The sequence below is a fragment of the Sulfurimonas sp. genome (genome assembly GCF_026988655.1).
Lineage (GTDB): Bacteria > Campylobacterota > Campylobacteria > Campylobacterales > Sulfurimonadaceae > Sulfurimonas.
In genome coordinates, this window is sequence record NZ_JALSKT010000017.1 from 1 (window position 1) to 20,254 (window position 20,254).

The window sequence follows — 20,254 nt, forward strand, 5'->3', positions numbered from 1 at the left end:
TAAGAAGGATATATAATTATGAGTGTACTTTTAGAATTTTCAATGTTCCCTACTTCAGATAACTGTCGAGAGGGGAGTTCTGTATCAAAACAAGTAGCAAAAATTATCGATGCGATAGACAAGAGTGGAGTAGCGTATCAACTTACTCCCATGGGTACAGTTGTTGAAACTGAGACTATGCGTGAAGCATTAGATATTATAGCGCTTGCTTATGAACAAGTAAAAGATTGTGATAGAGTCTACTCTTCACTTAAGTTGGACATTCGCCAAAACACAGAAAATAGACTTAAAACGAAAATAGAGTCAGTTGAAAAAAACATAGGCAGAACAGTCAATAAATAATTTATCGACTAAAACACTATAATGAGCTTTGCTCATTATAGTGTGGAACACAAAAGACTACAAAACTTCTTCACGAACGATTTTGACAGCCTCAACCATATTTTTTAGACTTGGCTTGACTTCTTCCCATTTTCGTGTTTTTAAACCACAATCTGGATTTATCCAAAGTTGCTCTTTTGGGAGAACCTCTAAAAGAGCTTTTATCTGTGTGACCATTTCATCCACACTTGGTACTCTTGGTGAGTGAATGTCATAAACACCAGGACCAACTTCTTGTTTATAGCCAACTTTTGCAAAGATTTTAAGAAGTTCATTACCACTTCTTGCGGTCTCTATAGAGATAACATCGGCATCCATTGCTTCTATGGTTGCTATGATGTCATTAAACTCACTGTAACACATATGTGTGTGGATTTGTGTCTCTTGTTTTGCAGAACTCACAGAGAGTTTAAAGTCTCTTACCGCCCAATTTTCATACTCTTGTATCTTGGATGTTCGTAAAGGATAACCCTCTTTAAACGCAGCTTCATCGACTTGTATCATTTTGATGCCTGCCTTTTGTAGATCATTGACTTCATCGCAAATTCCTAAAGCTATCTGTTTTGAGACCTCACTTCGCTCTTTATCATCTCTAACAAATGACCAGTTGAGTATCGTAACAGGACCAGTGAGCATTCCTTTCATGATTTTGCTCGTTTTGCTCTGTGCGTATGTAATCCACTCAACCGTCATAGGTTTTGGACGTGAGATATCACCATAAATGAATGGTGGTTTAACACAACGACTTCCGTAGCTTTGTACCCAGCCGTTTTGTGAAAAACCGTAGCCTTGGAGTTGTTCTCCAAAGTACTCAACCATATCATTACGTTCAGGTTCACCATGCACTAAGATCTCAAGTCCACACTCTTCTTGAAATGCGACACAATCATCTATGTACTTTTTCATTTCATTTTCATAGCTAGTTTTATCTAAGTTGTTGTTTTTAAATTCACGTCTTGCATGTCGTATTTCTGGTGTTTGAGGAAAAGAACCAATGGTTGTTGTTGCTAGTGGTTGGTACTTGTATTTTGCTTTTTGCAGAGCGATTCTCTCTTCATAAGTTCCATCACGTTCGTATTTTTCTATGTCTGAAACTCTTTGTTGGACTCTCTTATCATGGATACGTTGGGAAGTTTTTCTTGAGATATTTGCTTGTTTATTTGCTTCAAACGCAGTAGATTCTTCATCGCTTAAAGATGCCTCACCATCAAAAAATATTTTTGATATTAAAGCTATTTCATCTAGTTTTTCTACACCATAACTCAGCCAGTTTTTTATTTCATCATCTAATTTTTCTTCATATTTTAGGCTGAAAGGAACATGTAAAAGTGAGCATGAAGATGAGATAAAAATATTTTCTTTTTTAAGCTTTTTTGCTATTTTTTGAAGCATTTGAACAGTTGCACTAATATCATTTTTCCAGATATTTCTTCCATCAACAAGACCACATATAAGTTTTTTATCTGAAGCTGCAATAATATCTAATGAATCAAAGTTTTCTTTGCCATATAAAAAATCGAGTCCAATCCCATAAATAGGAGTGTTTACAAGAATTTTTGTTGCTTCTTTTGCATGTTCAAAATAGCTCATAAGAATAATATTAATATTATTTGATATGACAGAGAGCCTGTCGTATGTAGGCTTAATTAAAGAGAGGACTTTTGTGTCTAAATCTTTTACAAATATTGGCTCATCTATTTGAAGCGTAATGCTTTCATCTAGCTGAGCTATTTCTTTTAGAAGTGCTTCATATATAGGCATGATTTTTGAGTAAAGCTCATACACATCACCACCGTCAACTCTTTTTGAGAGTCCAAGGTAAGTGATAGGTCCTATAATATTTATCTTTGTCTTAATTCCTTGTTCTTTTGCTTCTTTATACTCTTGTAAAAGCTTTACTGCGTTTAGCTTATATTCATCCTCTACTGAAAGTTCGGGAACTATATAATGATAGTTTGTATTAAACCATTTTGTCATTTCACAGGCAGTTGCTTGTGTATTTCCTCTTGCCATTGCAAAATAAAGCTCTTTATCTTTAAGCCCTTGAAATCTTTTTGGCACAGCACCGAGTAGCACTGACATATCTAGCATATTGTCATAAAGTGAGAAATCATTTGAAGATATATACTCAATTTTTGCATCTTTTTGGTAATTCCAGTGTCTTTGTTTGAGTCCATTGGCTACTTTTTCAACTTCTGAAAATTCACTTTTTTTAGCCCAAAAACTTTCAAGGGAAAATTTTAGTTCTCTTTGTTCTCCAATTCTTGGAAATCCTACTACATACGTATTTTTTGACATTACAATATCCTTTGTTTTGTGTCATTTCTGACAATAATTTTTATTTGTTAAAGTTTTATGATTTAATTATAAGGAGATTGAAAGAGGAGGGTGGACACCACTACGGCGAAATGCAAAACATACAGTATAAAATGGGCATCTCGGAATATAGTGGTTTAACAAAACCATCAATTTTGATTTGATGGTGAAAAAGAGATGACAATGACAAGGATTTGAAGTCGTTAAAAGTGCTAAAGCAGTTGCAATAAAGAGTTCTTTTAGTGCCATTATATCTCCTCGTTAAAATTTTTCGAAATTATATCATACTTATTTGATATTTTTTAAAAACTCACTCATAAAACGTACACCTGCACCTGTTCCACCATGAACATTTACATCCCAAGGGCTCTCAGTGTAGGCACTTCCAGCAATATCAAAATGCAACCATTTATCTTTGTTCTCTTCTTTTATAAAATTATCTAAAAACATTCCTGCCGTGATAGCTCCACCATAAGGTTTATTTGAGATGTTACAGATATCTGCAATATCACTTTTTAGTTGTTTTTTGAGATGTTTGTTAAATGGCAAACTAGCTGTTAATTCTCCTGCTTTACTCGAAGCTTTAGAGATATCATGTCTGAGTCTATTAGAGTGTCCCATTACACCAGTTGTGTATTGACCAAGAGCGACCATACATGCACCTGTGAGTGTTGCAAAATCAAAGAGATAGTCAGACTGTACTGTATCTTGCGCATAGTCAAGAACGTCAGCTAAGACTAAACGACCCTCAGCATCAGTATTTCTAACTTCTATGGTGTCACCTTTACGAGATTTGAGTACATCATCAGGTTTGTAAGCATCACCGCCTAACATATTTTCAACTGCACCAACAAAGGCATGAACTTCTATGTCAAGTTTGAGCTCACTTACAACTTTAATAATGCCAAGAACAGCACAAGCCCCAGCTTTATCCATCTTCATTGTTACCATAGAAGTAGCAGGTTTAAGGCTCAGTCCGCCACTGTCGTATGTAAGACCTTTTCCTACTAAAGATATGATTTTTTTAGGATTAGCAGGTTTATATGCAAGATGAATAAGTTTTGTATCATGACGAGAAGCACGACCTACAGCAAGCATAGCTTCACATTTTTCTTTTTTAAGTTCTTTATTTCCTAAAATGTCGCACTCAAGCTTATTCTCTTTTGCTAATTTTTTAGCGAGTTTTGCTAATGCTGGAGGATTCATATCATCGGGTGTAGTATTGACTATGTCACGAGTAAAGCATGTAGCTTCTGCTATGATAATAGACTCTTCAAAGCTATCTTTTAGCTCTTTAACATCATCACAAAGGAGGTAGATTTCTTTGAGTTTTACTTTTTTAGGTTTACTTTTGTATGCGTTAAATTCATAACCACCTAATATGATACCCTCTATAATGGCTTTGGTATTGCTACTTTGGACATTGAGATTTGCAGTTTTATAGTTTGCTGCTTTTAAGGTTTTTATAGCAGTAGCTATAGTAGATCTCACATTGTCATTATGCATATCCTCTAAGCCACAAGCAAGGATGTTTTTTTCATATAAAAAACAGTTTGTATCTTGTGCTGCTTTAAAACCAGCTTTTTTGTAAAGCTTGGCATTTTTGTCTGATGTAAGTGTCTCTTTTGTAAAAAGGACAACTTTGAGACTCTCTTTACTTTGACTTGAAGAATTGTTCATTAGTTCTATATTCATATTATGTTCCATTTTGTAAATTATTTTTATATAGTAGCAGAAATAGAATAAAATTTCTTTATCCAATCAAAGTGAGCTATTTTTTGTGATAAAATAATTTCATGAAAAAAAATAAGATTTTAATTATTGAAATAAATCAAGAAAATTTTGATGCCTTGAACAATGTACTAAAAAAAGATGATTTTATTGGTGAAGCTGTTATTGCAAATGAAGAGTTAAAAAAAGTAAATTTTGGAGATGGTGGGTATAGTCTTATCCTTGTTAATGCGGATGTTGATTATGTAGATATTGAAGAGATAGTTGCTTTTGCAAATACAAAGTATGGAACAAAAGTCCCTATCATTTATATTGACAGTGCTAAAGTACATGATAAAAAACTACTGAGTAAATGTTTTGAAAATGGAGGATCTGATTATATTAAAAATCCTTTTGACTCTAAAGAACTCTTAGCCCGAATCAATTACCATTTTCATCTTTTTGAGAAGATTAGAAAATGTCAAGAGGGGCTTGATCAGCTTGCAAACTTTGCAATGGTTGATCAACTCTCTAAGCTTTCATCAAAAGTTCATATTCAGTCAATCTTAAAACATCAACTTAATAATTATAAGCGTTATAAAACGCCGACCTCTATCATCTATTTTAGTGTCCTAAATATAGATAAAATTATTGGAAAGTTTGGTTTGAAAGTTGGTGAAAAACTTATCTACAAATTTTCGCAAGATTTGAAAAATTTCATACGAAAATCTGATGAAGTAGGGCGTTGGGATGGGGCTGATTATGTGGTGGTCCTCACAAATACAAATCTAAAAGCAGCAGAAATTTTGGCAAAAAAATTAAAAATACAATTGGGTAAGGCAGATATGCTCAAAGGAATAACACCAGATTTAGCCTTTGGATTAACAACATTTCGTCATGAAGATGATGTACAAGATGTAATGAACAGAGTAGAAAATGCACTTCATGAAGCCGTACAACAAGAGTATGGAAAAATGAAAGTTAACTAAGCCAAAGGCCTAGTCAAAGTGGAGTATATCTTTGGCTTGTATCATATCTTTGTCTCCACGACCTGAGAGATTTACGATGATGAGTTTATCTTTAATATCAGGCATCTTTTTTAGATAGGCTATAGCATGAGAACTCTCAAACGCAGGAATGATTCCCTCTTTTTGTGAGAGCCATACAAAAGCATCGAGAGCTTCTTGGTCTGTGACATTATCATAAGAAACTGATTTGTTGTCCTTATGAAAAGCGTGTTCAGGTCCAATACCAGGATAATCAAGTCCAGCACTAATAGAGTGTGCTTCTAAAATTTGTCCATCTTCATCTTGCAGAAGGTAGCTCATTTGTCCATGTAAAACGCCAGGACGACCTTTTTCCAAAGAACAACCATGTTTGTTTGTATCTAAACCTAAACCACCTGCTTCGATGCCAATACATCTAACATCCTCATCTTCTAAAAAGTGTTGAAATGTGCCTATGGCATTACTTCCACCACCAATACAAGCAAGAACATAATCAGGAAGAGTATTTTCTTTTTGGAGTATTTGTTGTCTTGCTTCCCAGCCAATAATAGCTTGAAAATCTCTTACCATCATAGGATAAGGATGTGGACCTGCAACTGTACCGATAATGTAAAAAGTATCTCTTGCATTTGTAACCCAGTGGCGAATGGCATCATTCATAGCATCTTTTAGTGTTCGTGAACCGCTCTCTACTGCGTTTACTTTTGCGCCAAGGAGCTTCATACGAAATACATTGAGCTCTTGTCTTTGAACATCTTTTGCACCCATAAATATTTCACATTCTAAATCAAGTAAGGCACATATTGTCGCAGTGGCAACACCATGTTGTCCAGCGCCAGTTTCAGCAATGATTTTTTTGTAACCCAAACGTTTAGCCATTAAGCCTTGGGCAATGACATTGTTTACTTTATGGGCACCTGTATGATTGAGATCTTCACGCTTTAGGTAAATCTTTGCACCAAGTTCTTTAGAGATATTTTCAGCATAATACAAAGGAGAAGGACGACCAACATAGTCTTTAAGATAATAATCAACTTCCTTCCAGAAACTTTCATCAAAACGAATAGATTCATACTCTTCTTTTAATTTTAAAAGTGCCGGCATCAGTGTCTCAGGAACATAACGCCCACCAAAGATACCAAAGTGTCCATTTTCATCAGGGTCAAATTTTGAAGGGGATGGGATATAGTTATTCATATTAGTTAAACTCCTTTTTTGTATCGCAATATAGTTTTGTATTAAGTTCATACATAAAATACACTATCCTTTCTTTGTTATTTGGTTTTTTTGTGATTGGTTCAAAACTACTATCTGTGCCAATTTTACAATTACAACAAACATAGGCTTCTAATATTTTAGTTTTTAGAACTTCTTTATTACGAAATGCTTGAATTGTAACTTCTAATTGTTTTTCAGCTTTTCTTCTGTTTTTTTGTAAGTTTTTTGGTTTAATACATTTTAGTTCAATAAAACAAAATGTAGTATTATTATATATAGCACAGTCACATCGTGAATTGTCAGTAGAGTTAGCAACACATGAATCTATTTTAAGAAAATTAATAGGGTGTTTTGTGTTATTTATAACTTCAAACTCTCCATGCTTTTCTACTATAAAAGCTGGCTGTTTATCATTCCCATCTTGAATAAAAAAGTTTTTTTTATTTATACTCTCTAAGCAATGATTAAAGTTATTTATCACTTTTAAACTCACTATAGATATCTATTAAGTCATTAAATTCATTGTCTATCAGACCACCAATATCATCAATGGCATTCTCTTGTATCATTCCTGTGGATTTACCTTTAATATTTTTTGAAACTCCATGTTCAATTAGATATGCACAAAATTCATTAGGGTCTATTTGTTGCTCTTCTTGAATAAGATTAGATATCTTTTCTTTTAATATAGGGTTTGTATTTGCGGCCTTATGTGCGAAAAGGAGTACATTTAAAATAGATAAGATATATGGACTATGAGTCATGATAGTTAAAGAACTTTCTTGTCTATTCTCTATTATATATTTAATCGTATCAATTTGTGATTCTGGATATAAATTTAATTCTGGCTCTTCTATAATTATATTTTTATGTTTGGTAGCAAAATATTTTAAAGTCAAGTAAAGTGGCAATGCAGATTGTATTCCACTAGAACTATTTTCAAGAGCTAACGAGTTATTACTTTCATAGTAAATTCTATCATTTGAATTTTCATTTTTATACTTCATATTAAGTATATCTAGCTCTTTAATCTCATTTCTTGCACTGTTATACTCAGAAGAAAACTCTAAAAGTATTTTTGGTAAAGGTATTTTAGCATTAATAATATTGCTTAGTGATTGATTGAAAAGTGAGATTAAATTTCTTTCTGCTGGGATATATTTTGATTTTGAATGATTAATACTTCTATCAATATTGGTCAAACTATTCCTAAGCTTTTTGTTGTTTTTTAATTTAATAATAATATCAGCTAAGTCTTTATTGTCCATTGAAACTTTATTGATGAGTTCATCAAGGATATCTTCATCTTTAGCTGCATTCATTAAATTATTCACTGCAATTGTAGTTTCATGTTTTTGTAAAGTTTGAAGAAAATTTTTTCTTGTTTTAGAAAAATTTATTTTTAAACCAACAATACTTAAGATGAGTAGATCATCTTCCTTAACTTCTATAACACAGTCTTTATTAAAAAAATCAATATTAAAATCTTTGAGTCTCTGAAGGATTTCAGTTTCGTCAAGAGTGAAGTCGGTAACAATAATAATTAGCTTAGCTAGTGTACTCTTTCCGCTGCCATTATCACCAATAAAAAGATTTGTTTTTCTGAGTTCTACATCTATATTTTTTAAAATTCCAAAATTTTTAACAGTTAGGCGTAGCACTAATTCACCTCTATTACTGAATATACTTCAGTTTTTTCTTGTAATTTTTTGATGCCGTCTAAAAAGTTTAGACCTATAATAAAGCAACACTCAACACAGATAGCACCGGTTTGATTGACAAGTGTTGCTGCTGCGTTTGCCGTGCCTCCTGTAGCTATTAAGTCATCTATGATAAGCACTTTTGCACCCTTTGTCTCACCAAAGGCATCGATATGAACTTCTATCTCATCTATTCCATACTCAAGAGCATACTTTTCACTGATGGTTGTGTAAGGCAGTTTTCCTTTTTTACGGATTGGTACAAAACCAAGGCCGAGCATTTGAGCGAGTGCTGCACCAAAGATAAACCCTCGTGCATCTATCCCAGCGATATAATCCAAGTCATATTCTTTATACCTTTTTGCAAGGTGATTCATAAGTGTCGCGTATGCTTCTTTATTATTTAACAGCGTTGTGATATCTTTAAAAACGATACCCGGTTTTGGAAAGTCTTGGATATCTCTTATAGAGTTTTCGATGATACTTTTTTCATTTTCACTAAGTGTAAGCATTTTTATCCTTTAGAGTAGGGCGTCGATACGACTTTCAAGTGCTTTGATTTTAGCATTGAGTCTATCAACTTCTTGTCTGTGTTTTGAGTTTCTTTGTTTGAGCACTTTGAGCTCATTTCTGAGTTTTGTCAACTCTTCGCTTAAAATATCTACATTTCCAAGAGCACGTTGGAGCTGTATTTGATATTTTCTTATCAGAATTTCAGCCTCTTGAAGTGTTAATTTCATTAAGTCATTACTTCTTTGTTCTTTGTTAGTAATACTTTTAAAGTAAAACATTTTTACAAACAAATAAATAGAAACAATAGAAAGTATAGTTAAAAGAGACCATTCCCAAAACATGATTAGATAACTTCTATTTTTTGAACTCTGTTTACATGACGACCACCATCAAAACTGCCAGCTATCCACGCGTCGATGATAGATTCGGCAACACCTTCACCTACTATACGTTCGCCATAGCAAAGAATGTTTGCATCATTATGTCCACGTGCAACTGTTGCAGTATAAGCATCATGGCAAAGTGCTGCACGAATGCCTTCATGTCTGTTAGCAGCCATACTCATACCGATGCCACTTCCACAGATTAAAATACCTTGTGCTTGTGTATCTTCTAAAACAGCTAAAGCAACTTTGTGTGCATAATCTGGATAATCAACTCTGTCCTTACTATATGGACCAAGGTCAACAACCTCGTGTCCTTTTGATTGTAAAAGCGCAACTGTCCAGTTTTTCAACTCTAACCCTGCGTGGTCTGTTCCTATATAAAACTTCATTCTTTCTCCTCTTAAGATAATAATAAATTAATAATTGCCTGTACTGGCATAAAAAGTACATACTGGTTTAAGGGTGTCATCAAAATTATAAGAACAATGATGATACCGTAACGCTCATTTTTATAATAAAATTCTGCTATAGCATTTATCTTGTATTTTAACGCAAGATGCATTAAAAAATGACCTCCATCAAACTGTGGAATAGGTAGGAGATTAAAGACTCCTAGAACAATATTGATAATAAGCAACTGATAAACAAAGATATATAAAAAAACATATATAAGAGAATCTGCCGTTGTAGGTGCATCCATAGCTGTCAGAGCGATGGCGGCAAAAGCACCAAGTGTAAAGTTATATACTATACCGGCTAAATCAACTTGTATAGCAGCGTTATATCCACCTCTTCTTATCACTGTTGCAGTATTAATTGGGACAGGTTTTGCCCAACCAAATAAGAACCCACTGTCACTTCCAAAAAGCATAGGTAAAAAGTACATAGTCGCAGGAACGATAATAGTTCCGACTAAATCTACATGTGAGATAGGATTGATGGTTAGGCGGCCTGCATTTTTTGCCGTCATATCACCATACATATAGGCAACCCATCCGTGCATTATTTCATGACCAATAATGGCAATAGCAAGTGCTAAAACAGCAGCTGCTATTTTAAGTATATCAAGTAATTCCATAATAATCTTTGTCTTGTTTTTCTCTTTCTTTGATAGCTTTATCCAAATAAGGAGACTGCTCTAAATCTGTAGGCGTTTTTCCTATTCTATCCCATCTTATTTCATAGTTTTTATCTATAGAAAAGTAGATGAACCATGGTGTTCCTTCAATGTTTTCGTATGGAACAGCACCCCAAAAACGACTATCGTTTGAGTGGTCACGGTTGTCACCCATCATAAAATAGTGATCTTTTTCGACCTTGATTGGATTAAAGAAGAAGATTGGCAGTGGATTGCGACCATCATCAATAATCTTAGGATCATGATGCACGCCAGGGTGTATTTTCATATAAGGGTTTTTGACCCATAATTTTCCATCAAAAATAGCAATTTCATAATCTTTGTAGTTTTCTTTTATCCACTCATCACCTTCTTTAAAATGGATAAAAAGATTTTTTTCTGCAACAAAAAGTTCATCTCCAGGAAGTGCTACACAACGTTTAACAAAGTGTTGCTTGATGTTTCCTGGATATCTAAAGATGACAATATCTCCATGTTTTGGTTTATCTCCATCTATAAGTTTAAGCTTATCACTCCAAGGTAATACCGGAATTTCTAAAAATGGAATATATGGCATAGGCATACCATAAGCAAACTTTTTAGCAAAAAGATGATCACCAACTAAAAGAGAGTCTTTCATACTTCCACTTGGGATTCGAAATGCCTGTGCGACAAAAAAGATAACAAATAAAACGATTACAATCGTACCTGTCCATGAGTTTGACCATTTATAAGCTTTGTGTAGAAAGTTTTTCATTTATGCTTTCTTAGCTGCGTTTAGTTTTGCTGCTTTTAGGGTATTGCTCAAAAGCATAGCAATAGTCATCGGACCAACTCCACCAGGAACAGGAGTAATATAAGAACATTTTTGTGCAACATTGGCATAATCAACATCACCAACAAGTTTTCCATTTTCTGCTCTGTTAATTCCGATGTCAATGATAATAGCACCATCTTTTACCATATCTTCTTTGATTAGGTTAATCACGCCAACACCAACTAAAATAATATCTGCATTTAAGGTATGCTTTTTCAAATCATCAGTGAAAATATGACAAATTTCAACAGTTGCGTTTGCATTTAAAAGAAGAGATGCCATAGGTTTGCCCACGATGTTAGAAGCACCAACAACACAACAGTTTTTACCTTCTACATCAATGTTGTACTCTTTTAAAAGTTCCATAACACCAAGCGGTGTACAGGGTACAAAACCATCAAGATTTGTAACAAGACGTCCTACATTGTAAGGATGAAATCCATCGACATCTTTAGCAGGGTCAACAAGCTCTAAGATTTTTGTCGTATCGATTTGGGGAGGAAGTGGAAGTTGTACTAAAATACCGTCAATATTACTGTTTTGGTTCATCATCTTGATAGTATTTTCGATGGCATCTTGAGATATATCTTGTGGCATTTCATGTGATACAGAATAAAATCCAACACGGTCACAAGCCTTTTTCTTCATGCTTACATAAGCTTGACTAGCTGGATCTTGACCAACTAATATAACTGCCAATCCCGGAGTTACATTTTTTTTTGCTTTTAAATCTGTAACTTCCAAGGTGACGTTTTCTTCAATTTTGTTCGCGAGTGCTTTACCATCAAGAATTTGCATTTAAACCTCTTAAATAATTTTTTTGATATTATACCTTTTTAAAATAATATTAGGCTAATAATGAAATATATATTTTTTTTGACACTGCCACTTCTTTTATCTGCAACAAGTACCTTTATTACACCGATGGAGTACGCTTCACAGCTTTATGAAAACCCAAGAGGTATAGGCTGTCAAAAGTGCCATGGGAAAAATGGCGAGGGTAAAGTCATAGCAACGTATATATATAAAAAGAAGAAAAAAAGTTTTGTAGGACCTGCGATAAATAGCGTCTCTTTTAAAGATTTTGACAAGGCATTAAACAAAAGAAAAAAAGGAATGCCACGCTATTATCTTACAAACAAAGAGGTAGAAGCACTTTACTTTTATCTCCATAAAAATGACAAAAAGAAGAAAACAGATGCTCAGTAAAATAGAAGAAGCATATGCTAAACGCAGCTTAAAAGAGCTTGATGCTTTGGCAGTTCCTCGTTTGAGAAAGCTTAATAAACGCAGTGATTTTAAATCTGTCTTGATGCTTTCATGCAATAATATCAAACACCTTTCAAAAGTAGAATCTTTAGATGCAGACTGCATCATCTTAAATCTTGAAGATGGGGTGAGTAAAGAAGATAAACCTTTTGCACTTGTTTTAGCAGCCATATTTATTTCACGCATACAAGAGAGTGATAAAAAACTTGTTGTGCGCGTCAATGCTTTGCATGAGGGTGGCTATGAGGAGATTACCTATCTCAACCAGTTTATGCCAGATGCCATCAGAGTGCCAAAGATAGAAAATGATAAAGAAATAAGAAATGTTTTAGCTCTTTTAAATGAAGAGATAGAGTTGCATCTCTCTATAGAAACAGCACAAGCATGGCACAACCTCAACACTTTGGCAGTAAATCATAGAGTGACAACATTTTATCTTGGTATCTTAGATCTTTTTGCAGATATGGGTCTAGCCCAATCTTTAATCGAGCTAGAAAATCCAACCCTACAGTATATGTTGGCACATTTTCTTATAACAACAAAAGCTATGGGTGTAAAACCTGTTTCATTTGTTTTTCAAGAGTATAAAGATTTACAAACATTTGAGAAATGGTTACTCTTAGAACATACAATGGGCTACGATGCAAAAGGGTGTATCTCTCCTGCTCAAGTGGACTTAGTCAATACAATCTTTGTTAATAAAGAAGCAGAAATTAAAAGAGCAAAAACAATAGTTAAACTCTTCGAAATGCATAGAGATGAGGGCATCACAGGTTTTGTAGATGAGGAGTACGGCTTTATAGATGAACCAATATACAAAGGCGCACTCAAACTTTTAAGAAGCTAAAAAGTAGCTTCTATAATTGAGGTGTAATATTTTCAATATCTTGTTTTTTCTCTTTATCTAGTGGTAAGTGTACTATTTTTTTACCCATATTTCCAAAATCTATTTTTTTCATATTTAGTTGTCTTACTCTTCTGTTGTGTTGTGTATGATAATTTAAAGTCAGATCTGTTAAGTTCCATGCTGTTGTCCATATTGTTGAGCTACGCATTAGGTCATGCGTTTTGTTTGTATCACCTACACTTCCTTCTGCAGCATCTCCACCTATTGGTAATTGAAAATTATCAAGTATCCTGAATGTTTCATAAACTGCCTCTTTTGGATTGTCAAGTTCACGTGCCAATTGTGTCCAAACTACCGCTCTTACAAAACGTGATGGTGGAGTATTGTCCCCTGGCATTCCCAATAAACTTGTGCCGTGACCTGTTGGTTTTATTTTTAAACCATTTAATGTTTTTGCAGGAAAACCATTTTGAGAGAGGTTAATGTAATTTCTCATATTTGTCATATGCCAATCATACGACGGCTTATTTGTGATAACCTTTAATGGTGCATCAAAGATTTTAAATTTACCGCTAACAACTTCGACTACTATTGAATCTCCATTTTTATCAGTTATCATCCAATGGGTATCTGTTGTAGTTCCTATGGCTTTTTCAAACACAGGAACAATGGTTAAGGTATTTAGTTTTTCTCTAACTTCTTTGACTGATGAAAACTGAGATAAAATATACCCTGAGATATCCATTGAAGTTAAACAGTTTTTAGCATTTTTCTTTTCATATTTTGCATATTCAACTTCTCCTGAAAAGTAAAACATCCCAACAGCTAGTCCTTTTTCATTTAAGCCATCTGCTATAAAATTAGTTCCTATCATATCTAAGCCGACAAATCCATATTTGGTTTTGTATGGAATCCCGTTCAGACCATCTGGGGTAGAGCCTACAAACTGAAATCCTCTTGGAACAATTGCCACTCGTGATTTAAGGTCAAATGTTCCCCATTCCATTGTTCTTCCATAAACTACTCCACCATCTTTTGCTACTAGGCATATACCAGTACATGCACTTAGATTACCTTGTGTAAATAGCATAAGTACTATACTTGAAATCACAATTTTAAAAATATTTTTTTTCACTTCACTCTCCTTTTTTTGTTATTCTATCATAAAACTATTTGTTATCTACTGTTTTTTAGCGACCTATTGCATTTTCAAGGTTAGCTACTGCTATGTAATAATTGTAATAGTTTATGATTAGTGAAGCCTTTGCGTTTATATATCCTTGACGGGCTTGTTCTAGCTCTATATAGTCTGAAAGATCATGCTCATACCTTTTACTTGCCTGATAAAATTTTTGGGCTGAAGCCTCCATAAGGCTTTGGGCAAGTTCTAAAGTGTCTTTATTTCTATGAAGATTGATGTAGTGCTTAGTTACATTCTCTTTTATTTTTAATTTTAAGTCTAGCTGTTTAAAACTTTCGACTGAGGTGAGTATCTTGCTTCGCTGCGTTTGGGATTGTGTTGCACCGCCCTCATAAAGATTCCAGTTTAGTGTTACACCTGCTTGCCATTGATCTTGTGGTTGAAACTGTTTGAAAGTATCTAAAGATTGTTTTGTGTAGTCGGCATTGAAGTACAGAGCAGGGTAGTACTGTGATTTATTTGCAGCAATAGTTGCATTGACACTTTTTACGTTTAAACTAGATGCTTTGAGCTGGGCTCTATTATCGTACGCGTAAAGGATAGAATCACTCAAGCTTAGGTCATAATCATATACAGATTGGTATAGAGTGTTAAGATGTAACTGTGGTGTATAGACTTTGTAGTCACTACTTAGTGAGTTAAAGCCTACTATTTTATCAAGCGAGGCATAGGCTAGTTTTAGATTGTAAAGTGCATTTTTGAGTTCTATTTTAGCCCGGATTAGATTGACCTTGGCATCTGAGATATCTATTTTAGTTCGTATTCCTGCTTTGAAGTATTTTTTTGCACGATAAAGCTGCGCTGCGTTTAGCTTTACATTTTCATTTTGAACATTGATAAGTGCATTTGCTTGCAAGACAGTATAATAAGCTCCTTTGACTTCTCTTTTTTTATCAGATATTTTTTGAATATTTTGCATCAAAGTTGCTTCTGAATCATATTTTGCAACATCTACATTTGCTCCTGTCTTTCCAAAATCATAAATGATTTGCTTGACAGAGAGTTTGCCAAGTAAAACAGTGTCATCTATCATTCTTGATTGATTGGATAGGTCACTCATACCTACTTTTGAAGCTGCAGCTTTTAGGTCAACTCTTGGAAGATAGTTTGCATAAGAGATATCGTATTGTTTTTGTGAAGCTTTATAATTTAAGCTAGTGACTTTTAGCTCAGGTGAATTTTGTAAAGATTTAACTATAAGTTCATCTACTGTATACACTTCAGTAGCATGAAGATTCAAAGCCAAAATACTACAGCCTAGATATTTGAAAAAAGATTTATGTGACATTAGATAGACTCCCTTCTTGTTATTTCATCTTCAACATTGACAAATTTTTCTCTCATTGTTTCAAGAAGTACATACAACACAGGTACAAAAAGTGTACTAACAAAGGTGGCAGCTAGCATACCAAAAAGCAACACTATCCCGATTGATATTTGTGTAATAGCTCCAGCCCCAGAAGCAAATGCTAGAGGAAATATACCAAATACAAATGATAAAATAGTCATCATAATGGCACGAAATCGTAGTGTAGAAGCATTGAGTGCAGCATCTTGTATACTTACTCCACTTTCACGCTGTTCTTTGGCAAACTCTACGATGAGTATGGCATTTTTTGCAGCTAAGGCTACAAGTAAAACTAATCCAACTTGTGCAAAAGTATTTAATGGTAAGCCCATAAAATGTAAACCTCCGACAGCTCCCCCTATAACCATTGGTACAGATAGCAAAATCATCAAAGGAAGTATCCAGCTTTCATACTGCGCAGCAAGAACCAAAAAGACAACTAAAGTTACAAAAATTACAATGTAGATTTGAGCATTTCCAGCGAGTTTTTCCTGATAACTCATTCCTGACCATTCATATCCATATGTTGTGGGTAATACCTCTTTAGCAATCTCTTGCATTGCCTGCATAGCATCTCCTGAACTATAACCCGGGGCAGCTGCACCATTGATTTGTATGCTTCTGTAAAGATTATAATGCGTCAAGTTCTGTGGACCTGTTATCTCCTTTATAGAAATAAGCGCATTGAGTGGTACCATTTTATCGGCATTGTTTTTTACAAAAAGTTTAGAGATGTCCTCTTTTGAACTTCTGTATGCTTTATCAGCTTGAACAAAAACTCTAAAAACCTTTCCAAATTTAGTGAAATCATTGATATAAATAGAACCAAGATAGGCTTGCATAGTTGTAAACAAGTCAGACAAGTTGACACCAAGTGCATTGGCTTTGGCTCTGTCTATTTTGACATCATACATAGGATAGTTTGTTGAGAAAGTTGTAAAAGCATAAGAAACTCTAGGATCTTGAAATGCTTTTTGTATGATTTTATCTGCATATGCTTTAAATGTATTGATATTTCCTGCGAGATAATCTTGCAGCCTAAAATCAAATCCACCGACATTCCCAACACCTGGGATACCTGGCATATTAAACGCAGCAATATTCGCATCTGCTATGCTTTGTCCTTTTTCTTTTATCTGTTGTATGATTCCAAAAACACTCTCTGCTTTACTTTTTCTTTGACTCCAATCTTCTAATGAAACAAACATTGCTACAGCAGAGCTATCCAATGATGAAGTAACAATGTTGTAGCCTTCTATGGAGACAATGTTAGAAACACCTTGAATGCTATAGATGAGATTTTCAACCTCTTTTCTAACTTGAGAGGTTTGCGTCAGAGCACTTCCTGGTTTGAGAGTGACAGAAACCATACATACGCCTTTATCTTCAGAGGGAACAAATCCTGTTGGTGTAATAGTAAAAAGATAATAGGTAAGATAGAAAACACCACCCATTACAAGGATGAGAGCATAGCGAATAGTAATAAGAAACTTGACAATTTTTGCATAGAGTGTGGTGATTTTTGCAAAGAGTTCATCAAACTTTCTAAAAAATATAAACTTTTCTTCTCCTTTATTTCTTCGTTTGATAATGATAGCACTCAAAGCAGGGGAGAGGGTAAGTGCATTTAAAGAAGATATCATAACGGCAAAAGAGATAGTCAGTGCAAACTGTTGATACAATGAACCTGTGATGCCTGGAAGGAGTGACACGGGAACAAAAACAGCAATCAAGACAAGTGTCGTTGAGATAATGGGTCCGATTAACTCTATCATAGCTGCTTTTACAACCTGAGGCATAGTAAGTTCTGGATCTTTTTCCATAATGACTTCAACATTTTCAACAACTAAAATCACATCATCAACGACAATTCCAATGGCAAGGATGAGACCAAAGAGTGTTAAAAAGTTAATCGAAAATCCATGTGCTAGCTGCATAATAGCAAAAGTACCAATAAGTGACACTGGTATAGCTACTGAAGCAATTACAGTAGGACGCCATGAACCTAAAAAGATGAAAATGATTAAGATTACTAAAGCAATAGCAATAAAAAGATTTTGTACAACATTATCTATGGCAACTTTTACATATTTTGTAGTGTCATAAGGAACAGCATAGCTAATACCCTCAGGAAACCTTTGTGAGAGTTTTTTCATAGTATCAGCGACTCTTTGTCGAATATCTAAAGCATTCGCTTCTCCTAGCTGATAAACACCAATAAGTCCTGTTGGTTTTTTTGCTGAGATTGCATTCCAGGCATAGCTTTCACTCCCTAGTTCAATGCTACTAACATCACTCAGACGAATGAGTGAACCATCTTTTTTGGTTTTTATTACAATATCTGCAAACTCTTTTACATCACTGAGTCTTCCTTTTGTTGTTAAGGTAAACTCCTGTTTTTGTTCCTTAAATGTAGGCATAGCCCCTATTTTTCCTATAGAAGCTTGTTTGTTTTGACTTTTTATTGCATTGATAACTTCGAGTGGAGTGAGGTTGAGTGATTTGATTTTATCAGGATTGAGCCAAATACGAATAGCATATTTTTTCTCTCCTAAATTGATAGCCTTTCCAACACCTGAAATTCTTTTAATTTCATCCAGAATATTGATATTTACAAAGTTACTTAAAAAACTTCCATCATATCGTTCATCTCCACTAATGGCAATCAAACAAACAATACTAGGACTTCTTTTATCAACCGTGACACCTTGTTGTGTTACTTCTGGAGGGAGAGATGCCATAGCAGTAGAAACTTTGTTCTGTACATCTACAGCCCCAATATCTATATCGTAACCTGGTTCAAAGTAAATATTTATCGTTGCACTTCCGTCAGAACTTGAAGAAGAATCCATGTAAATTACACCTTGAATTCCATTGAGTTTATCTTCAAGCACTCGCGTGACAGTATCTTCAACTATAAAAGCATTTGCCCCTGTATAAGTAGCGCTTACACTTACTGTTGGTGGTGCCACATCCGGATACTCTGAGATAGGAAGCATATTGAGCGAGACTAAACCGGATATGACAATTATTAGAGCAATAACAATAGCTAAAATCGGTCTTTTTATAAAAGTTACACTAAACATACTAAATCTTTTTTGGTAAGAGATTATTTGTTTTTAAAATAGCTTGTATCCCTTGCTCTTGTGTTACATCAGTTGGATTTACAGACATTTTTTCTTTAAGTTTTATAAGAGAAGAAACGACAACTCTATCTCCATCTTTTAAACCTTCACTGACACTGACATAGTAGCGATTGGAGTAATCTGTTTTGATATAACTGCGTTTGAGCTTGTTGTCTTTTGTAAGTGTATAGACATATTTTCCAAGTTGATCATTAAAAATAACCTCAGGTGAAATCATTATAAATTTATATTTATCACTTAAAAAAATATTGACATATACAAAAGTACCAGGCATCACTTGATAGTCTTTATTTGCAATAGTTGCTCTCATGGTGACAGTTGAAGTTAAATTGTCTACAACATTATTTGAAAAGTCTATATAGCCATTTAATCTCAGAGAATGTTCAAGATTTCTCACTTCTATAAATGCATACAATTTTTCTTTCTCTTTGTATTTATTTATCAAATAAAAATCTTTTGTAGATGTAGAAAAGTAAGCATAGAGTGGATTGTCTTGAACTATAGTCGTTAAAGTTGTTGCTTCTGTTGGTCCTACTAGGTTCCCAACATCTACTCTTCTAGCACTAATATTTCCAGAAATAGGCGCTTTTATGATAGTGTAATCAAGTTTGATTTGTGCTTTTTTTATTTTTGCTTTATCTCCCATTATTTGGGCTTTTAGTGCTGCTTTTTTACTTTCATACTGCTCTAAAGTAGCTCGAGGAGCAAGCCCTTCATCTACAAGTGGTTGATATCGATTTACATCTGCAATGGCAAGTCTTAAAGAAGCTTCATCAACGGCCTTTTTGGCTTTTGCTTCATTTAAATTTGCTATATATTCGTCTTGTTCAATTTTAAAGAGTTTTTGCCCCTTGCGAACATGCGCACCATCTTTGAAATAAACTTTTTCTAAAATGCCATTGACTCTTGCTTTTACTTCTTGTTTACTGCTTGATTTTGTTGTTCCAGTATATTCAATCCAAATAGGAATATTTTGTTTTTGAACAGTAACAGTTTGAACATTAAGTGGGGGTATTTCTCTTTTTTGTTCTTGTTTTTGCTCTTGAGAACAAGCACTAAACAAAAGACTTGAGAAGAGAAAAACTGTTGAAGCCATTTTCCAAGAAGTAGTTTGCATCATTGTGGTGCCTTTTTGTGTATTATAGCTAAGTTTTATTGTAACCATTCAGCACCAAACAAAAAAATAGGCACAAAAATTGCTTAAACATACATATTATGACAGAACAAGAAGCTATAGATTTTTGCAAGAACAATCCAGAGGCAGCGGCTAAAATAATT

At 34.2% G+C, this 20,254-nt stretch carries 20 protein-coding genes; 4 read left to right on the forward strand and 16 right to left on the reverse strand.

Annotated features, from left to right (window positions below; genetic code table 11):
• Positions 1–18 precede the first annotated feature (18 nt).
• On the forward strand, positions 19–342 hold the full coding sequence (locus tag MV052_RS01780; protein ID WP_297440395.1) for an MTH1187 family thiamine-binding protein: 324 nt from the start codon (positions 19–21) through the stop codon (positions 340–342).
• A gap of 57 nt (positions 343–399) precedes the next feature.
• Here the strand turns inward: MV052_RS01780 and metE are convergent, their stop codons facing one another.
• The 3 genes from metE to MV052_RS01795 all read right to left on the reverse strand — a co-directional run bounded on the left by metE (position 400) and on the right by MV052_RS01795 (position 4,392).
• Positions 400–2,679 carry a 5-methyltetrahydropteroyltriglutamate--homocysteine S-methyltransferase gene (metE, locus tag MV052_RS01785; RefSeq protein ID WP_297440397.1) on the reverse strand — a complete coding sequence of 760 codons (2,280 nt, stop codon included), beginning with the start codon at positions 2,677–2,679 and terminating at the stop codon, positions 400–402.
• Positions 2,680–2,745: 66 nt separating this feature from the next.
• On the reverse strand, positions 2,746–2,946 hold the full coding sequence (locus MV052_RS01790) for a hypothetical protein (RefSeq protein WP_297440399.1): 201 nt from the start codon (positions 2,944–2,946) through the stop codon (positions 2,746–2,748).
• A gap of 39 nt (positions 2,947–2,985) precedes the next feature.
• Positions 2,986–4,392 (reverse strand): leucyl aminopeptidase, encoded by a 1,407-nt coding sequence (locus MV052_RS01795; protein ID WP_297440401.1) that lies wholly within the window; start codon positions 4,390–4,392, stop codon positions 2,986–2,988.
• A gap of 101 nt (positions 4,393–4,493) precedes the next feature.
• Here MV052_RS01795 and MV052_RS01800 point away from each other — a divergent pair, with 101 nt between their 5' ends.
• On the forward strand, positions 4,494–5,396 hold the full coding sequence (locus MV052_RS01800; protein WP_297440403.1) for a diguanylate cyclase: 903 nt from the start codon (positions 4,494–4,496) through the stop codon (positions 5,394–5,396).
• Between the two features lie 9 nt (positions 5,397–5,405).
• Here MV052_RS01800 and trpB read toward each other — a convergent pair whose 3' ends face one another.
• Genes trpB through folD form a run of 9 tightly spaced genes read right to left on the reverse strand, consistent with a single transcriptional unit; the run spans position 5,406 to position 11,963 of the window.
• The gene (gene trpB / locus MV052_RS01805) at positions 5,406–6,611 is read right to left on the reverse strand and encodes a tryptophan synthase subunit beta (protein WP_297440405.1); all 1,206 of its coding nucleotides are present in this window, start codon (positions 6,609–6,611) and stop codon (positions 5,406–5,408) included.
• A gap of 1 nt (position 6,612) precedes the next feature.
• Entirely contained in the window at positions 6,613–7,113 is a 501-nt protein-coding gene (locus MV052_RS01810; protein WP_297440407.1) for a hypothetical protein, read from the reverse strand.
• Entirely contained in the window at positions 7,103–8,293 is a 1,191-nt protein-coding gene (locus MV052_RS01815; RefSeq protein WP_297440409.1) for an AAA family ATPase, read from the reverse strand. The genes MV052_RS01810 and MV052_RS01815 overlap by 11 nt, the downstream gene beginning before the upstream one ends.
• On the reverse strand, positions 8,293–8,844 hold the full coding sequence (locus MV052_RS01820; RefSeq protein ID WP_297440411.1) for an adenine phosphoribosyltransferase: 552 nt from the start codon (positions 8,842–8,844) through the stop codon (positions 8,293–8,295). Before MV052_RS01820 ends, MV052_RS01815 begins: the two co-directional genes overlap by 1 nt.
• Before the next feature lie 9 nt (positions 8,845–8,853).
• On the reverse strand, positions 8,854–9,186 hold the full coding sequence (locus MV052_RS01825) for a hypothetical protein (protein ID WP_297440413.1): 333 nt from the start codon (positions 9,184–9,186) through the stop codon (positions 8,854–8,856).
• A gap of 2 nt (positions 9,187–9,188) precedes the next feature.
• Positions 9,189–9,620: a ribose 5-phosphate isomerase B gene (gene rpiB, locus MV052_RS01830; protein WP_297440415.1), complete on the reverse strand. Its 432-nt coding sequence runs from the start codon at positions 9,618–9,620 to the stop codon at positions 9,189–9,191.
• Between the two features lie 11 nt (positions 9,621–9,631).
• Positions 9,632–10,309, reverse strand: coding sequence for a site-2 protease family protein (locus tag MV052_RS01835; protein ID WP_297440417.1), 678 nt, complete (start codon positions 10,307–10,309; stop codon positions 9,632–9,634).
• On the reverse strand, positions 10,296–11,105 hold the full coding sequence (gene lepB / locus MV052_RS01840) for a signal peptidase I (RefSeq protein ID WP_297440419.1): 810 nt from the start codon (positions 11,103–11,105) through the stop codon (positions 10,296–10,298). The genes MV052_RS01835 and lepB overlap by 14 nt, the downstream gene beginning before the upstream one ends.
• Positions 11,106–11,963, reverse strand: coding sequence for a bifunctional methylenetetrahydrofolate dehydrogenase/methenyltetrahydrofolate cyclohydrolase FolD (gene folD / locus MV052_RS01845; RefSeq protein ID WP_297440421.1), 858 nt, complete (start codon positions 11,961–11,963; stop codon positions 11,106–11,108). It lies immediately after the preceding gene.
• A 60-nt stretch (positions 11,964–12,023) separates the two neighbouring features.
• Between folD and MV052_RS01850 the strand changes: the two genes are divergently transcribed.
• On the forward strand, positions 12,024–12,374 hold the full coding sequence (locus tag MV052_RS01850; RefSeq protein WP_297440423.1) for a c-type cytochrome: 351 nt from the start codon (positions 12,024–12,026) through the stop codon (positions 12,372–12,374).
• Positions 12,364–13,281 (forward strand): aldolase/citrate lyase family protein, encoded by a 918-nt coding sequence (locus tag MV052_RS01855; RefSeq protein ID WP_297440425.1) that lies wholly within the window; start codon positions 12,364–12,366, stop codon positions 13,279–13,281. The genes MV052_RS01850 and MV052_RS01855 overlap by 11 nt, the downstream gene beginning before the upstream one ends.
• A gap of 10 nt (positions 13,282–13,291) precedes the next feature.
• On the opposite strand, the gene MV052_RS01860 is transcribed toward MV052_RS01855, so the two are convergent.
• Genes MV052_RS01860 through MV052_RS01875 form a run of 4 tightly spaced genes read right to left on the reverse strand, consistent with a single transcriptional unit; the run spans position 13,292 to position 20,096 of the window.
• The gene (locus MV052_RS01860; RefSeq protein ID WP_297440427.1) at positions 13,292–14,416 is read right to left on the reverse strand and encodes a choloylglycine hydrolase family protein; all 1,125 of its coding nucleotides are present in this window, start codon (positions 14,414–14,416) and stop codon (positions 13,292–13,294) included.
• Positions 14,417–14,471: 55 nt separating this feature from the next.
• The gene (locus MV052_RS01865; RefSeq protein WP_297440429.1) at positions 14,472–15,770 is read right to left on the reverse strand and encodes a TolC family protein; all 1,299 of its coding nucleotides are present in this window, start codon (positions 15,768–15,770) and stop codon (positions 14,472–14,474) included.
• Positions 15,770–18,916 carry an efflux RND transporter permease subunit gene (locus tag MV052_RS01870; RefSeq protein WP_297440431.1) on the reverse strand — a complete coding sequence of 1,049 codons (3,147 nt, stop codon included), beginning with the start codon at positions 18,914–18,916 and terminating at the stop codon, positions 15,770–15,772. The genes MV052_RS01865 and MV052_RS01870 overlap by 1 nt, the downstream gene beginning before the upstream one ends.
• 1 nt (position 18,917) lies before the next feature.
• A complete protein-coding gene (locus MV052_RS01875) occupies positions 18,918–20,096 on the reverse strand; it encodes an efflux RND transporter periplasmic adaptor subunit (RefSeq protein WP_297440434.1) in 1,179 nt (392 codons plus the stop codon).
• Between the last annotated feature and the right edge of the window lie 158 nt (positions 20,097–20,254).

Coding starts and splice junctions, on each gene's coding strand:
- metE (WP_297440397.1), bottom strand. CDS start 2,679: ATGTCAAAAAATACGTATGTAGTAGGATTTCCAAGAATTGGAGAACAA.
- MV052_RS01855 (WP_297440425.1), top strand. CDS start 12,364: ATGCTCAGTAAAATAGAAGAAGCATATGCTAAACGCAGCTTAAAAGAG.
- MV052_RS01835 (WP_297440417.1), bottom strand. CDS start 10,309: ATGGAATTACTTGATATACTTAAAATAGCAGCTGCTGTTTTAGCACTT.
- MV052_RS01780 (WP_297440395.1), top strand. CDS start 19: ATGAGTGTACTTTTAGAATTTTCAATGTTCCCTACTTCAGATAACTGT.
- MV052_RS01790 (WP_297440399.1), bottom strand. CDS start 2,946: ATGGCACTAAAAGAACTCTTTATTGCAACTGCTTTAGCACTTTTAACG.
- MV052_RS01870 (WP_297440431.1), bottom strand. CDS start 18,916: ATGTTTAGTGTAACTTTTATAAAAAGACCGATTTTAGCTATTGTTATT.
- lepB (WP_297440419.1), bottom strand. CDS start 11,105: ATGAAAAACTTTCTACACAAAGCTTATAAATGGTCAAACTCATGGACA.
- MV052_RS01795 (WP_297440401.1), bottom strand. CDS start 4,392: ATGAATATAGAACTAATGAACAATTCTTCAAGTCAAAGTAAAGAGAGT.
- rpiB (WP_297440415.1), bottom strand. CDS start 9,620: ATGAAGTTTTATATAGGAACAGACCACGCAGGGTTAGAGTTGAAAAAC.
- MV052_RS01800 (WP_297440403.1), top strand. CDS start 4,494: ATGAAAAAAAATAAGATTTTAATTATTGAAATAAATCAAGAAAATTTT.
- MV052_RS01825 (WP_297440413.1), bottom strand. CDS start 9,186: ATGTTTTGGGAATGGTCTCTTTTAACTATACTTTCTATTGTTTCTATT.
- MV052_RS01820 (WP_297440411.1), bottom strand. CDS start 8,844: ATGCTTACACTTAGTGAAAATGAAAAAAGTATCATCGAAAACTCTATA.
- trpB (WP_297440405.1), bottom strand. CDS start 6,611: ATGAATAACTATATCCCATCCCCTTCAAAATTTGACCCTGATGAAAAT.
- MV052_RS01865 (WP_297440429.1), bottom strand. CDS start 15,770: ATGTCACATAAATCTTTTTTCAAATATCTAGGCTGTAGTATTTTGGCT.
- MV052_RS01850 (WP_297440423.1), top strand. CDS start 12,024: ATGAAATATATATTTTTTTTGACACTGCCACTTCTTTTATCTGCAACA.
- MV052_RS01875 (WP_297440434.1), bottom strand. CDS start 20,096: ATGATGCAAACTACTTCTTGGAAAATGGCTTCAACAGTTTTTCTCTTC.
- folD (WP_297440421.1), bottom strand. CDS start 11,963: ATGCAAATTCTTGATGGTAAAGCACTCGCGAACAAAATTGAAGAAAAC.